This is a genomic window from Pseudomonas sp. ICMP22404, assembly GCF_006227205.1.
Classification (GTDB): domain Bacteria; phylum Pseudomonadota; class Gammaproteobacteria; order Pseudomonadales; family Pseudomonadaceae; genus Aquipseudomonas.
In genome coordinates this window covers 147,874-163,619 of the sequence record NZ_VCNG01000003.1, presented here as the reverse complement: position 1 = coordinate 163,619, position 15,746 = coordinate 147,874, and the positions used below count along the sequence as shown (strand labels likewise).

General features: G+C 59.1%; 9 protein-coding genes and 1 pseudogene. 6 read left to right on the top strand and 4 right to left on the bottom strand.

What is annotated here, in order from left to right:
- Positions 1 to 12 precede the first annotated feature (12 nt).
- Together FGE05_RS06685 and FGE05_RS06680 are read right to left on the bottom strand one after the other, a co-directional pair.
- Entirely contained in the window at positions 13 to 5,274 is a 5,262-nt protein-coding gene (locus tag FGE05_RS06685; protein ID WP_139642824.1) for a non-ribosomal peptide synthetase, read from the bottom strand.
- A gap of 63 nt (positions 5,275 to 5,337) precedes the next feature.
- Positions 5,338 to 6,288: a fatty acid desaturase gene (locus FGE05_RS06680; RefSeq protein ID WP_139642821.1), complete on the bottom strand. Its 951-nt coding sequence runs from the start codon at positions 6,286 to 6,288 to the stop codon at positions 5,338 to 5,340.
- Positions 6,289 to 6,690: 402 nt separating this feature from the next.
- Between FGE05_RS06680 and FGE05_RS06675 the strand changes: the two genes are divergently transcribed.
- On the top strand, positions 6,691 to 8,088 hold the full coding sequence (locus tag FGE05_RS06675; protein ID WP_257225606.1) for an amidase: 1,398 nt from the start codon (positions 6,691 to 6,693) through the stop codon (positions 8,086 to 8,088).
- A 207-nt stretch (positions 8,089 to 8,295) separates the two neighbouring features.
- Here FGE05_RS06675 and FGE05_RS06670 read toward each other — a convergent pair whose 3' ends face one another.
- Positions 8,296 to 9,453, bottom strand: coding sequence for a S9 family peptidase (locus tag FGE05_RS06670; RefSeq protein WP_139642815.1), 1,158 nt, complete (start codon positions 9,451 to 9,453; stop codon positions 8,296 to 8,298).
- Between the two features lie 387 nt (positions 9,454 to 9,840).
- On the opposite strand from FGE05_RS06670, the pseudogene FGE05_RS30315 reads away from it, so the two are divergent.
- Both FGE05_RS30315 and FGE05_RS30310 read left to right on the top strand, forming a co-directional pair.
- Positions 9,841 to 10,920, top strand: a pseudogene (locus FGE05_RS30315) (HAMP domain-containing protein); the annotation flags it as partial.
- Positions 10,915 to 11,778, top strand: a complete 864-nt coding sequence (locus tag FGE05_RS30310; protein WP_373682436.1) for a methyl-accepting chemotaxis protein — start codon at positions 10,915 to 10,917, stop codon at positions 11,776 to 11,778. The pseudogene FGE05_RS30315 and the gene FGE05_RS30310, both read left to right, overlap by 6 nt.
- 24 nt (positions 11,779 to 11,802) lie before the next feature.
- On the opposite strand, the gene FGE05_RS06660 is transcribed toward FGE05_RS30310, so the two are convergent.
- Complete coding sequence (locus tag FGE05_RS06660) at positions 11,803 to 12,714, bottom strand: LysR family transcriptional regulator (protein WP_139642812.1); 912 nt, start codon at positions 12,712 to 12,714, stop codon at positions 11,803 to 11,805.
- 330 nt (positions 12,715 to 13,044) lie between these two features.
- Here FGE05_RS06660 and FGE05_RS06655 point away from each other — a divergent pair, with 330 nt between their 5' ends.
- The 3 genes from FGE05_RS06655 to FGE05_RS06645 all read left to right on the top strand — a co-directional run bounded on the left by FGE05_RS06655 (position 13,045) and on the right by FGE05_RS06645 (position 15,664).
- Entirely contained in the window at positions 13,045 to 13,983 is a 939-nt protein-coding gene (locus FGE05_RS06655) for a VOC family protein (RefSeq protein WP_139642809.1), read from the top strand.
- 15 nt (positions 13,984 to 13,998) lie between these two features.
- Complete coding sequence (locus tag FGE05_RS06650; RefSeq protein WP_139642806.1) at positions 13,999 to 14,361, top strand: Rieske 2Fe-2S domain-containing protein; 363 nt, start codon at positions 13,999 to 14,001, stop codon at positions 14,359 to 14,361.
- A 178-nt stretch (positions 14,362 to 14,539) separates the two neighbouring features.
- Positions 14,540 to 15,664, top strand: a complete 1,125-nt coding sequence (locus FGE05_RS06645; protein WP_139642803.1) for an FAD-dependent oxidoreductase — start codon at positions 14,540 to 14,542, stop codon at positions 15,662 to 15,664.
- Positions 15,665 to 15,746: the final 82 nt, after the last annotated feature.

The window sequence follows — 15,746 nt, the reverse complement described above, 5'->3', positions numbered from 1 at the left end:
GGAGTCGGGCGCTCACTCAACCGTCTGGTTTCGCGCCAGGCGCCTTATCGGCGGAGGCGACGACCGTGGCATTCGTGTTGCCTGGTCCACATAAACCGCCATGGCAGCGATTGTTGGCGACTCGAACAACAGCTTCAGGGGAGGGCTGACCGAGAAGATTTCCTGGGTTCTGGCGAGGATCTGCGCGGCCAGCAGGGAATGCCCTCCGAGTTCAAAGAAGCTGTTGTTGATCCCGATTCGCGGGACTTTCAACGTCTCTTGCCATAGGGCGACCAGGGTTTTTTCTGTGGCGGTGGTAGGGGCCTGGTATTCCTCTGCCGGTGTGTCCGCGTGATGCACGTGAGGCGCAAGCGCCTTTCGATCGATCTTGCCGTTGGCACTGAGCGGCAATGCGTCGAGACCCACGAAAAAGCTCGGCAGCATGTAGTCGGGCAGCGCTTTGCCAAGCTGTTTGCGCAGCTCCGAGCTATTGATCTCGCCCGCACTGGAGGCGATGAAGGCCACCAGGCACTGGCCGCCAAAGGCATCATCCCTGGGTACGACGACGGCTTCGCGCACACCGGTGCACTGCAGCAAGGCATTTTCGATCTCGCCCAGCTCTATGCGAAAACCTCGGATCTTGATTTGATCGTCGACACGTCCGAGGTACTGGATATCGCCCGATGGCAGATATCGCCCGCGGTCCCCGGTGAGGTACATCCGCCGACCATGGCTATCGAAAGGGTCCGGGATGAAACGCTCTGCCGTCAGGTCAGGGCGTTCGAGGTAGCCTCGAGCAAGCTGCACGCCGGCGATGTAGAGATCGCCGATGACGCCCACGGGAACGGGCTGCAGCGTGTCGTCGAGAAGGTACAACCGAGTGTTGGCCACGGGACGGCCAATTGGTACGAGTGGGTGACGGTAACCGGGCTGGCATTCCCAGTACGTGACGTCCACGGCCGCTTCGGTCGGACCGTACAGGTTGTGCAACCGAGTGTGTGGATAATATTCGAGGAATTGATTGGCCACGGCCACCGGCAGGGCTTCACCACTGCTGAATACCTGGCGTAACGCGGATGGCGATGCCCCGGACTTGAGGAAGGCTTGCAGCATCGAGGGGACGAAGTGCGCGGTGGTCACTTCCTGTTCACGGATGATGGCCTGCAAATAGGACGGATCCTTGTGACCCTCGGGTTTGCAGATGACCAACCGGGCCCCTTGGAGCAAGGTCCAGAAGAACTCCCAGACCGATACATCGAACGAAAAGGGCGTCTTTTGCAGGACCCGGTCGTTGCTCGATAATGCGTACTGCTCTTGCATCCACTGCAACCGGTTGACCACCGCACCATGGGCATTCATCACCCCTTTCGGACGGCCTGTGGAACCGGAGGTGTAGATGCAATAGGCGAGGCAATCGGCATCACCGATATTCAAATTGTGCGATGGGTGCTTCGCGATCTCTGGCTGTTCGGTCTCCAGCCAGAGGGTCGGTACCGAATGTTCAGGCAAGCAGTGCCGCATGTTCTCCTGTGAAACCAGCACGTCAGGTTTCGAGTCTTCCAGCATGTACGCCAGGCGCTCGGCCGGATAGCCGGGGTCCAGGGGCACATAAGCGCCCCCGGCCTTGAGGATGGCCAGTAGCGCAACGACCATTTGCGGACTGCGCTCGATGCACAGCGCAACCCGCGAGTCGAGCTTGACGCCGTAGTCGAGCAGATGACGAGCCAGCTGGTTGGCTTGGACATTGAGCTGCGAGTAACTCAGTTGCTCCTCCTCGAAGACTAGCGCGATGGCTTCGGGGGTGCGTTCAACCTGTTGCTGGAACAGCTCGTGCAGCGTTTGTCCGACGGGATAGTCCCGTTTGGTGTCGTTGCACTGGGTGATCAACTGTTGCCGCTCGGCGTCTTGCAGCAGGGGCAAGGTTTTGACCGGCAACTGTGGCTGTGCAGTCGCACCGGCCAGCACGACGAAGAAGTGATTCATCAGGCGGTCGATGGTCGAAGCAGCGTACAGCGCCTTGTTGTATTCGACCGCCACGGTCAGGTTCGCTGCTGACGCGTGCACTTCCACTTTCAGCTCGAACGCTGCGTGGTTGACTGTGTTCGGGTGATGACCGACGAGGGTGATACCGCCGTTCTTTTGCAACCCCGAGGGCTGTGCGTGCTCGGCTATTTCGTTGTGAAAATTCATCACGAGCTGGGCATAAGGGGTGCCACTGGTTTGCCTCGGTGGGGCCAGGTGCTTGAGGATCAGTTCGAACGGGATTTGTCGGTCGTAAGTCGTCAGTAACTGTTGGGCCGTGGATTTCACCAGGCTGCTGAAATCCTCGTCGCCCTCGATATGGCTGTGCAAAGGCACCACGTTAATGAAGTTGCCGACCAGGCCTTCGGTGCCCTCCGGGCGGTTCGCCGACATGACGCCGATGCACAGGTCATTCTGGCCCGTCATGCGTCGCAGCAAGACATTCATGGCGGTCACCATGACCATGAACAGCGTGGCGTTTTGTGCTCGGGCGAATGTTTCGAGCTGTCGAACGAGTGGCGATGGAACTTGCAATTCGCGCACAGCGCCTTCCTGGCCGGTATTCTCGTGGCGTGGAAAATCTGTCTGCAAATCCAGGGAGGTCGGGGCGTGGGCCAGGTGTGTCCGCCAGAAATTCAGTTGCTCCTCAAGCCAAGGCCCGGCGAGATTCTGCTGCTCCCACACGGTGTAGTCGGCATACTCGATGGGCAGCGCGGGAAGTGGAAGCGGATGACCTAGCGCAAGGGCCTCGTAGAGGGCCGAGAAGTCACTTTGCAGCACCTTGCTTGACCAGCCGTCACAAATGATATGGTGCAGGGTCAGCAGCAGGACATGGCGCTGTGGAGCGCTTTGCAGCAAGCGTGCGCGAATCAGCGGCCCTTGTTCCAGATTGAACGGTTTATAGGCTTCCTCGCGTATGGCCTTGGCGATTTCAGGCGCTGCGTTGTCGCCCTGTTGGCTGAAATCGACCACCGTCAGCGGGATTTCCAGCGTCGGCAGGATCTGCTGTTGGAGCATGCCGCTTTCGCTTTTGAACAGGGTTCGCAACGGCGCGTGGCGCGCGATCATCAGGTTCAGGACCTGCTGGACAATCTGCACGTCCAGGGGGCCGTCGATGGTCAGTGCCAGGGGCAACGAATAGAACGGATTGTCCGGTTGGTACTGGTCGAGAAACCAGAAACGTTGCTGCGCATAGGACAGTGGCAGTGGACCTTGGCGTGGCGAGCGAGCGATGGCTGGCAGGGATTGACTGGATGGGCCTTTCGCAGCGGCGACTTCCCTTGCCAGCAGGCGCGGTGTCGGCGAGTGGAAGAGGGTGCTCAGGGGGAGTTCAATGTTGAACTGCTTGCGCACCTCCATCACCATCTGCGTGGCCAGAAGTGAGTGCCCGCCCAGGACGAAAAAACTGTCGGTACTGGAAATGTCCTCTCGATCCAGCGCGGTCCGCCAGATCGATAACAACTGCGCCTCTATTTCCGCATGGCGCGGATTGTCCTGAGCCTGCGCCTCATGCGTTTCGTCATCCCTGCTCCAGAACCAGAGCGTCGGCAGTTGTGCCGCATCGAACAGCTGTCGGCAGCGGCCCCGCTGGATCTTGCCGCTGGAGGTCCTGGGTATGACGCCGGTCTTGACCAGCAGCAGTGCCGACAGGTCGAAGATTTCGTGACGATCGGCCAATTCAGCCCGGAGGCGGGAAATCAGCCTGTCGGTATCGGCCTGTTGCCTGGATTCCAACTCCTGCACGATCACCAGATGACTGGTCTCGCCGTCCTCGATGGAGAACGCGGCACAGCCATTGGCGCGAAACGCAGGGTCCAGGGCCTCGACCGTCATCTCGACGTCCTGAGGGTAGATATTGCGGCCGCCGAAGATCATGACCTCTTTTAACCGGCCGGTGATATAGAGATCGCCGTCGCTGATGAACCCCAGATCGCCGGTACGCAACCAGCGACCTTCCTCACCTTCAGCCTGGGTATGGAAAATGCGGCTCTCTTCTTCCCGTTGCCAATAACCCAAGGCGGTGGACGGACCTCTTATCCAGACTTCACCCACCTGTTCCGGAGCGAGTCGCACCGAGCGCTGCGGATGAAAAATCCCGACCTGATGATCGCCGGTGAACTCGTTGCCCGTGGCCACCATCTCCACCGCATCCGCGGCATGTAATTCAGGCTTGACCTGGCCATCTTCAAGCGCGCTTTTGCTGATACTGCGGATAAGTGGCAGCTGTCCGACAGGGGTTCGCATGTTGGCGGTCACCAACAGCACGGACTCGGCCATGCCATACGCCGGGACCATGGCGTGAGGTTTCAAGCCACAGTCGGAAAATGCCTCGACAAACGCCTTCAGGGTTGCCGGACGGATACGTTCCGCGCCGTTGACGGCAATTTCCAGCGAGCTGAGATCGAGAGAGCTCTTCTGTTCTTCGGTGATGCGCTGAACGCAGAGCTGGAAGGCGAAGTTGGGGCCGCCGGTGATCCGGGCGCGGTAATCGGAGATCAATTTCAGCCAGCGGTAGGGGCGCATGACAAACGCCGCCGGGGGGAACTGCACGCAGTGGCTGGCCATATAGACCGGGAGTATGATCGCGCCGATCAGGCCGAAGTCGTGATGGGGCGGCAGCCAGGAGACAAAGACGTCCTGTTCGCGTATCCGATACGTCTGTTTCGACAGTTCGACATTCGCCAGCAGGTTGGCGTTGCTGACCATGACGCCTTTCGGCGCGCCCGTCGATCCCGAGGTGTATTGCAAGAACACAATATCGCTCGCAACGGTCGGCGGACTGCGCCACTGCGCGCTCGCATCCTCCAGGGTATTGCTGGCCAGCCAGATGAGGTCGCCCAGTGGGTTGTCCGTTCCACCGGTGGTGGCCATGCGCTCGAGTCCGGTGAGTACAGTGTCGAGCGTCAGGGCGAGGGTCGGTTGTGAGTCCTGCGCCAGCAGATGCAGTCGAGGCAGCGTCTTGGCGTTGGCCGGCGACAGGGCCGGAACCGCGATGACCCCGGCATAGACACAGGCATAAAAGGCAACGGTGTATTCCATGCAAGGGGGATACACCAGCAGCACCCTGTCCCCGGGTTGGGTACGGCGTTGCAGGTGGGCCGCCAGGCTACGGGCTTTCTGATCCAGTTGAGCGAAGGTCATGCTGTCGCTTACCGACTCGCCGTCAGCCAGGTAAGTAAAGGCCAGGTGCTCAGCGCTGCCTGAATGTTGAGCCGCTCTATAGCGAACAACTTCCAGGAAAGTATTAAAGGTTTGCGTAGTTGGCTTGTTCATTTGACGGCCCTGAAGTTTCGCGGTGTCGATGGTGGTAGCGGGGTCCTGCTGGTCGACAAGGGATTAGGACGACGCATTGGCCGTGTTTTCTTTACTGAGCTGGACGGCGCGTTCCGGGAACATCAAGGGGGAATTGAAATAGTGCGAATAAGGCACGGTATGCCGGTCGCTGGGGAGTTCTTTGGTCAGTTCTGGAAGTCTTAGCCAATGCAGGCCGGGTTTGTAATGATGTTCTTGGTGATAACCCAGGTTGAAGGTCAGCAGGTTGTAGAGTTTTCCATAACAGCTGACGGAGTCGCGTTTCGGGTCGTAGGCGTCTGTTGCGCCCCAGTGTTGAAAATAATTTTCTCCTTGTCTGAGGCTGTCGATGACGTAAGTGGCCGGAATGAAGTAAAAGAAAAAAAACTGCCAGTCGATCAGGCAAAGTACCAGGCGGAACAGGAACCACGCCGCCAGGTCGTATTTCGCGGCCTTCAGTTTCGACGGTTCCAGCAGCTTCTTTAATGCACGAGTCGCTAACTCCGGATCCTCCGGGGAGGCGAGGGCCGCGACGCGTTCGATAGGCCAGTATTTAAGCAGGATCAACAAGGTGAAGTACTTCAGTCCCAGCGATTCGAAGATGAACAGAGCGAAGCTGATAAGTTGTTTTGTGAGCGGGCGCTTCAGGCCGAGGATCGCCAGAATGGATTTGTCGTTCCATGACTGATGGGTGGCGTGGTGGATGCCATGGCCGATGTTATAGGGCGTTTTAGGCGCTTCCGTCATGGAAAAGCCCATTCGCACCAGCGTGTTCATCCAGCGAATGCGAAAGAATGGAGTGTGGTAGTGATTGTGGTTGGCACCGGCGTTCTGCAGGGAAAGGGCAAACAGGACGGGGACCATGCCCAACAGCGCGATCAGCGACAGGCTTTGATAATGGTAGGCCAACAGGGTGTAAACGCTGATTTGGAAAGGGATCACCAGGCAACACGCAATATCCCAGCGGGAATACCTGAATACTTTACTTTGAAGCATGTCCACTCCTTGTGACGTTCTTCTGCACGATGAAGCTTTCCCGAGGGAACCAGATTGAGGGGCGGCGGTATGTTGCGAAGGTTTGTTCCAGCCAAGTGCCGTTACAGTTCGGTTTTTCGAACCCTTGTTTTTATGAGCACTTCAATAAGGGGTGTGTCGATGCAAATCGTGTGGAACTATTATCTGTTTCTCCGTGAGAGGATTTTTGCTTTTTTCGAGGTCGGCAGCAGCGTTATAGAAATATTTTTTCTTTTTCTCGATCCTATTGAGAGAAAAAATCCTGAAGCCCGACAGTCTTGTCCTGTGTGGCGGCGATAGCGCCGCCGGGCACTTCAATTTCTGCGCTACGAATCCAGAGCCGTTTCCCTTAGTCTGAAGTTCATTCAATGAAAGGGGTTCATAATGGATTTTGACTCGCTGAGTATTTCCGGCATGGCGCAAGCCATCGCAGCGGGGGAAACAACCAGTCGACAACTCGTTACGTTTTATCTGGACCGAATCGCCGAAAACAATGGGCTGATCAACGCCATCGTCCAGCAGCCGGATGCGGCGCAACTGCTTGAGCAAGCGGACGAGACGGATCGTCGGGTAGCGGCCAGGTTGCCGCTGGGGCGTCTACAAGGGGTGCCCATCACCATCAAGGATGTCTGTCATGTCCAGGGGTTCAAGATGTCCTGCGGTATGCCCGAGTGGCATGGGCCGGCCAGCGTCAGCGATGCCACGGTGGTTCAACGGTTGCGTCAGGCCGGTGCGCTGATCCTGGGCATAACCAATGTGCCCGAGCTGTGCATGTCCTTTGAAACGGAAAACTTCCTGTATGGGCGTACCCACAATCCTTTCGATCTTTCCCGGACCCCCGGGGGCAGCAGCGGAGGAGAGGCGGCCGCTATTGCCGCCGGTTGCAGCCCGGGAGGCCTGGGCTCGGATGCGGGTGGAAGCTTGCGTATACCGGCCCATTTCAATGGCATCTGCGGACTCAAGTTGACCCACGGTCGCGTGCCGCTGACCGGGCAGTATCCGATGGAGCGCACCGGGTTGATCCACATGACTTCGGCCTATGGTGTTCTGGGCCGCTACGTCGATGACGTCAAGACCCTGGGCTATTTGATCGCCGGGCCCGATGGGCATGACCCGGATACCGTCGATGTGCCGTTCGACGATGAACTGGCTATCGAGCAGATCAGGGTGGCGATGTTCCATGAATTGCCGGGTGTGACGGTCAGGCCCTCCATAGTCGACGCGATGCAAAGGATCGCGGGGCTGCTGGAACCAGTGGTCCAGAGTGTGAGCCAGGCCTGCCCGGAAGGCATGGATCTGGCCTGTGACAGCCTGTGGAATATCTTCCTGTCCGGAGGTGATGCGGGCAGGGCTTGGGACAAGTTCCTTCCCGGTTTGGGGCGCGATCAATTGTCGCCTTGCCTGGACGGGTTGGTCAAAGCGAGTAGGGCGACCGAGTTGAGTGTCGACCAATTCAAAGGCGAGCTGGCGTATATCAATACCTTTCGCCGCGGTCTGAGTCGGTTCTTCAGGGAGCATGATGTTTTGGTCTGCCCGGTTTTCCCTGATATTGCATTTAAACCGGGCGAGTCGTTGGACGAGCGCTCACGTTACTCCTATGTATTTCCCTTCAGTCTTTCCGGTTCGCCTGTAGTGGTGTTACCGGTAGGTCTGGATCCGGATCTGGGATTGCCGATCGGCATTCAGATCGTCGGGCCGAATTGGAAGGAGGACCGTATCCTGGCGTTGGCCAAAGTATTGGAGAGCAAACTGACGGGATGGCGGCGAGCGATTCCTGGTTGACTTTGGACAACCAGATCGAGAGCCAGATACGACCATGTGCGCTCTGACACTCGATCAGGTTGTTTGCCGGATCGCTGCGCAGCGGAAAACAGGCGACCGCAATCATGAGCGATCAGCTGCGCTTGAGATCGCTTGCGGTTCAGCCTTACTTTTCCACGCGTGCGGACGAATGAATTACAAACAGGGTCGGGATACTGCCGCGGTTGATCAGACAGTGTGCCCGTTCAGGGTTTCGGCCACCCAGTCGGCAATGTACTGGCCGGCATTGATGCTGTTATCGAAGCTCGAATGTTGCACCCCACCTTCGCGCTCGGTGAATATCTTCAGTTCGCGTTTTGGGCTGTTGACCAACTGCTCGTAAGTGCGGTGCGCCCACTTCAAAGGAATCTGTGAGTCCTTTTCACCGTGGGTGACGAGGAAGGGGACCTTGATGCGATCCAGTATGCCGTCCAGGTGGACATTCTCGGCAATGGCCATGAACTCATCGGTGTCTTTGGCACCCCATACCCAGGCCACATGCGACCAGTAATGGGGAACCGGGAAGCTGCCTTCCTTCTCCAAGCGACGCTTCTGCACATCACGCCAGTCATGGTTGGCACCCCATACCACACCGCAAGCGAAGCGCGGCTCGAAGGCTACCGCGCGGGGACAGTAATAGCCGCCGAGCGACACGCCTTCCAGGCCGATGCGCTTGGCGTCGATGTCGCTGCGGGTTTCCAGCCAGTCCACTACGCGACTGGCCCAATGTTCGCTGTCAAAACGTGCGGTCAGGTGATGAAGGCGCAGTGCTTCACCGGTGCCGGGTTGGTCGATGATCAACGACGACACGCCACGCTTGGCCAACCAGGCGGGCAGACCGACCCGGTATTTCATTTCCTTGGTGGAGTCCAAGCCATTGACCTGTACCAGAATCGGCGCTGGACCAGTTACGCCTTCGGCACGTACCAGCAGCCCGGAGATGTGCTTGCCCTCGTAGGGGATCTCAACGCGCTCGCAGTTTTCCCGCGACAGTTCGATACCGCGTTGGAAGATTTGTAAAAAACGCTGGTACAGCGCCGTGCGGCCGGGAGCGCCATGGGCTTGCAGGCGTTCGCAGCTCAGGTAATAGGTGGCAGCGCGGTTGTATTTTTCCCCGGCTGATAACCGTCGGCCTTTGGCTTCGTCTTCCTCGGCCAACCCGCACAGCTTGTCCGCCATTTTTGCCCAGGTTTCACGGAAGGCCTTGCTACCGGCGGCATCCGGTTGTTTGGCCGCTTCCTGCAGCGGCGCGCACATCTCTTCGATTTCGCCGATGCGGGCACCCATTTCAATGGCGAGGTCGACGGATAGATTCCACACGTAGTTGGTTGGGAAGTAGCGGAACATGATTGTTATTGTCCTTGTGCAAGCAAAGGCAGGCAGCCAGGTCCAGGCCAATTGGGTCCGGGCAGGGCGGTTTGAAGCAGGCTAAGGGCAGGTGGGCTATCTGGCCAATCGCGAGTCAGGATGACAGGTATCGCAAACGACGATGGCTTGTGTGGATTGCATCGGGTCAATGAACGCGACGCTCACACTTCAAGCCGTAAATCCAGACACCTGTCATCGTACTTGGCGATTGTTCCTAGCGAAGGATGCGATTGGTGCTGTCGAGATTCGATTCATTAAAGTCCGCCGCATACCGTGCCGCCGTTGGCGGTCGGCACTACTCGATCCCGCCGTTGATGAGCTTTGACACCGTTCGTCACGGCGTTCTATTCCCTCCTGTGCAAGGAAATGGGCATGTCTGCACTGAGCCGTGTGCTCGGCAATCTATCGGTGGGGGCCAAGCTGTCGCTGGGCTTCGGACTAGTACTGCTGGTGACGCTGGGAGTGGCTGTCACCGCTTTTCGTTCTCTGGGCGTGCTGCAGCAACGCGGCGAGCAACTACGTCAGGAGTCATCGATTCAGGCACTGATCCTGCGCGCCCGCATCGCCGAGAAAGAATTCGCTCTGGATCTTGCTTCGCAGCACCTGGACCAGGTGCGCGAGACGCTGGAAAAACTGAGCCAGCACCTCGATGTTGAGCCAGCCAATGACCCCGCGCGCGTCCCTGTACGCACGGCTACCAGTGCTTATCTGGAGCAGTTTCTCGGTTATGCGGGCTCGTTGCGTCGGGCCCGCGAAGCGCGCCTGCGCATGCAGTCGCTGGCGCGCGCGGCCGGCGATAGTTTTACCCTGCTGTTCCTCGATCAATTGGACGGGCTCAACACTCGCTTGGGGCAGGGGGCGCCGCCGAACAGTGATCAGATGGTACTGCTTGAGCAGACCGCCGCGTTGCGGGACAAGCTGGCCAAGCTGCGCGACAGTGAACTGTACTACTCGCTCGACGGCGAGGAGCGTTACCGCAGTGACTGGGAAATGAGCATGAGTGACCTTCTGGCGTCCATGCAAACGCTTGATCTTGGCGAGCAGCAAGGCGAGTCATTGCAAGAGGCAAGCACGGCCCTGGGCGACTACCGCAAGGCCTTTATCGAGTTCGTCGACAGCCGTGGAAAAAGCGCACAAAGCACTGCGGCGATGAACGCACAAACCGAGCAGGTGAGCAAGTTGCTGGCTCAGGCTGACGAGCAGCAGAGGCAAGCAGTAGTAGACGATAATCGCTCCGCGTCTCGTCAGTTGGGCCTGATCACCGTGCTGGCGCTGGCCTTGGGCATGGGCGCCAGCCTGTTGATCCGCCAGTCGATTCTGCAGCCTCTGCGTCAGGCCGTGCAGTTGGCCGAGCGTGTGGCGGCGGGAGATCTGAGTCAGCCGCCGTCAGGCCGCGTTCGTCGCGATGAATTGGGCCAGCTGTTGAGCACAGTGGGCAGTATGCTGGGCAACCTGCGTGGGTTGGTCGGGCGCATCGACCGTGGTGTTGGCTCGCTTGACGGTATGGCCGCCAGCCTGGCCGATGTGAGTCAGAGCAACCGTCGTGGTGTTGAACAACAACACCAGGAAACCGAACTGGCAGCCACCGCCATGCAGCAGATGGCCGCGACGGCGCAGGCAGTCGCCCGTAACGCCGGTGAGGCCCGTGAAGCGGTGGCACATGCCGACGAACAGGCCCGTGAGGGCGATGAGCTGGTGCGTCAGGCGGCTGGCAAGATCGACCAGCTGGCGGTGGAGATGAGGGGGTGTGCGCAAGCCATGCAGGCGCTGCTGCTGGAGAGTGCAGCGATTGGCGGGGTGCTCGATGTGATCAAGGCGGTGGCCGAACAGACCAACCTGTTGGCGCTCAACGCTGCTATCGAGGCTGCACGTGCGGGTGAACAGGGGCGCGGTTTCGCCGTGGTCGCCGATGAGGTGCGGGGCCTGGCACGGCACACCCAGCATTCAACCACGGAAATCGAAGGGCTGATCGCTCGTCTGCGTGGTGTTGCCCAGCAAGCCGCCGAGCGTCTGCAAGGCAGCCATGTGCTCAGTGATGAAACGGTGGCGCTTGCCGCCCAAGCCTCTCACGCATTGGCGCGAATCACCCGGGCGGTGTCACGTATCGAGCAGATGAACCAGCAAATTTCCGCCGCCGCCGAGCAGCAGAGCGTGGTGGCCGAGCAAGTCAGCCATAGCATGACACGGGTGCGCGAAGTGGCCGAGGGCAGTGCAAGGGGAAGCTTGCAACTGCAAGTATCAACGGCCGCTCTGCAACAGGTGAGCGGAGAGTTGAATGCGGCCGTCCGGCACTTCCGCACCTGATTCGTTGCTGAACGACAGGAGCAACTATTGCTCCAGTTCGTTGATGATCTGGCTGATCTTCGCACGCAGCCAACGATGCATCGGATCCCCGTCCATGGTTCGGTGCCAGAGCATGAACTCACGCATCACCGGAATTTTCACCGGTGGTTGCAGGATGCGCAGCGGCAGGTAGTTGGCGTAGAGCCTGGCCATGCGCTGGAGCATGGTGGCAACACGTTGGGTGCCGACGATCAACTGCGGCAAAGTGTTGAAGTCATGGGTGACCACTTCCATGCGACGAGTGATGCCGTATTGGCTCATCAGCCACTCCTCGACGCTCAGTTGCCGGTTGCGGCCGAAGATCACGGACACATGGCCCATCTCGATGTACTGCTCAAGCGTGATGCTATCGCCCACTTGGGTGTTGCCGTCCCATACAACACAAACGTGCTCTTCTTCGAACAACAGCTGCGATGGGTGGCCTTCGATGAGGTAACGCTCTGGCACGATCATCATGTCGGCTTCGCCGCGCATCAGCAGCTCGGTGGACGTGTCGCCGGGTCCAAGCAATTCGAAGGTAATGTGCGGAGCTTCCAGGGAAATCTTCTGGATCACCCGGGCAAACAGGACGCTGATCAGGTAGTCCGAAGTGATCAGTCGGAAATGACGCTTGCTGGTGGCTGGATCGAACACCGGTTTGGCGGTGATCGACGATTGGATCGTCAGCAGGATCTGGCGCACGGGTGCCGCGAGTTCACGGGCATAGGGCGTGGGCTGCATCTTGCGGCCGACCTGCGCCAGCAGTTCATCTTCGAAATAGACACGCAGCCTGCTCAGTACACCGCTGGTGGCGGATTGGGTCATGTGCAGGCGTTCGGCGGCGCGGGTGATGTTCTGCTCTTCCAGTAACACATCCAGCGCCACCAGGAGGTTGAGATCCAGGTGGTTGAAGCGCATGGCGGTCTCGATTTTTGTATTTATTTTGTAAATACCTTCCGGCGTTCCTATCACGGCGTCAAGTCCCTCGAAGGGGCTAAGTGACCGATGAATGTTCGAGCTTCCCCGTCGTTGGCTTGGTGCAGGCAGGTATCGCATTTGCCGATAGGTCGCATCCCGACAAGCGATTAGTCAGTGGATTATCCCCGCGTCAGTATCGGCACGCAGTCGGTTGGCCGTGACGCTTTATCGACTCCAGGAACCAGCATTGGCAGCGCAGCGCATCGCATCGGCACTGCTGCCGTAAGTGAGTGTTGGCCTTGCGCTGAAAATTTAAATGGAGTGGTAACAATGAACATTATCGGCCTTGATGCCTTGATTTTTGGCGTCGACGACATCCAAGCCTGTACCCATTGCCTGTGTGACTATGGCCTGCAAGCTGTCGATGTCGACAGCGAGGGCGGCCGTTTTGAAGCCCTTGATGGCACTGCCGTGATTATCCGTCGAGCTGACGATACTCGTCTGCCGACAGCCATCGGGCCCGCGCCCTCGATTCGTGAAACCGTTTATGGCGTGGCCGGCGCGGCTGACCTGGATGCCATCGCCGATGAGCTGGGGCGTGATCGCCCGGTGACTCGCGGTGCCAACGGCTCCGTGCACAGTGTCGACGACATGGGCTTTGCCATTGCTTTCCAGATCAGTGTGCGGCGTCCATACACTGCGCCGGCTGACCTGACCAATGCGCCGGGCCATGCCCCTCAGCGTCCGGTCAACCAACCGGGCATCAATCCCGACATGAAGGCCTTGCCGCGGACGCTCTCCCACGTGGTGTATTTCGTGCCGGATGCCGCCAAGGCCGAGGCCTTCTACAAACGCCTGGGCTTCATGACCACCGATACCTTCGTGGGTGCGGGCCCATTCATGCGTCCGGCCGGTTCCGATGATCACCATTGCCTGTTCATGATCCAGACGCCACCCCATATGAAGGGCTGCGAGCACTTCACCTTTCACATGGGCAGCGGCACGGAAGTACTGCTGGCCGGGCGACGCTTCGAGCAGAAAGGCTGGACCAGCTTCTGGGGGCCGGGCCGCCACCTCTTTGGCTCCAACTGGTTCTGGTACTTCAACAGTCCGTTGGGCTGTCACATCGAATACGACGCAGACATGGACAAACACGATGATGCCTGGCAAGCACGCCAGGCGCCGTTGTCGGCGGATAACTCGCAGTTGTTCCTGTTCACGTCAAGGGAAAAATGGTTCCCGAGCGGTCCGCCGCCCAAGCAGGTCTGAGTGCGGATGTCGCCCATGAGTCACGACGCCTTTGTGCTCTGTCGCCTGGATGAACTGGTGGAAGGCCAGGCACGCGGGTTCGATCCTCTGGGCACGGGAAAGGACAGTGTGTTCGCCCTGCGCCATGGTGGTGAGGTTCGGGTCTATCGCAACAGTTGCCCGCACCTGGAGGTGCGCCTGGAGTACCGCAAGGATCGTTTTCTCAGTGTCGATGGTCGTCAGATCGTCTGTTACGCCCATGGTGCCCGGTTCCTTCCGGACAGTGGCCTGTGTGTCTACGGGCCTTGCCTGGGGGAGCGCCTGAGTGCGCTGCAATGGCATGCAGAGGCCGATTGGCTGGTGCTCGAAGCGGGTCAATTGGAAGTGTGTGAACCTTAGTTAACGTATCGCGCTAGCTGATACATCGTATCCCTACATGCGATTAGTCAAACGCCTGCTTTGCCGAGAAAGTGAACACAACGCGGTAGCGAATGTGTGCAGAAACAGCCGGTAGTGAAGCCTGGGACCGCTCCGGCAGAACGCTAGCGTGAATAACAAGAATAAGAGTGAGACGAGCATGAACGCAGTGAAAAAGGTGCTTATCGTCGGTGGTGGTATCGGTGGTCTATGTGCCGCGATCGCTTTGCGTCGCAAGAACATCGAAGTCGATCTTGTCGAGCTCAAGACCCAGTGGACAGTCTACGGCGTTGGCATCATCCAGCAGAGTAACGTCGTGCGCGAGATGGCCAAGTTGGGTGTGTTGGACGGCTACCTCGGCGCCGCCTACGCGTTTGAGGATGTGACCATCAATACCACGGACGGTGAACAGCTGGCGCGAATCCCCGGTCAGCGCCTGGCTGGCCCCGAGTATCCAGCCAACGTCGGCATCTCGCGGCTGGCTCTGCATCGGGTCCTTAGCGAAACCGTTGCTGCCCTTGGCGTCCCGGTCCGTCTGGGCCTGAGCGTCAAGTCGCTGGAGCAGGTGGGCGAGGGCGTTGATGTGTTGTTTACCGATGCCAGTCGTGGCCGTTATGACCTGGTCGTGGGTGCCGATGGCCTGTACTCCCACATGCGTGGTTTGCTGTTCGGCGAGCAGTACCTGCCGCGCTTCACCGGCCAATCGGTGTGGCGCTACAACTTTCCGCGCGCCGCTGGAATCGATCATCTGGCCACCTTCCAGGGAGCCGCCGGCAATGCCGGGCTGGTGCCGCTGGGTCGCGACCAGATGTACCTGTTCGTGACTTCCCATGAGCCCTCCAACCCGAGGATGGAGGCCGCCACGCTGGCGACTCGGATGCGCCAGCGCCTGAGTGGTTTCACTGGCCTGATCGGCGAGCTGCGCGAGCAAATAATCGACAGCGAACGGGTGATCTACAAGCCGCTGGAGGTGGTGTTCGTCAACGAGCCCTGGTACCGCGGTCGTGTCGTGCTGATTGGCGATGCGGTGCACGCCACTACGCCACACCTGGGCCAAGGCGCTGGCATGGCCATTGAAGATGCTGTTGTGCTAGGCGAAGAGCTGGTTGCCGGTGGCAGCGTCGAACAGCAGCTCGAACGCTTTATGGCGCGCCGTTATGAGCGTTGCAAATTCATCAGCGAAAGCTCGGTGTTGGCAGGCGATAAGGAAATTGCCCACGACCGCAGCTTCGATCGGATCGGCCTGGTCAGGCGGATGCTCGAGATCACGGCAGAGCCCATCTGAGGCGCCGGCAGGACCGATTTCGTTTTCCCAAGGATGTTCATGCCCGTGCAGGCTTGGCCTGCTCGACGGCGGGCGCTGTTCA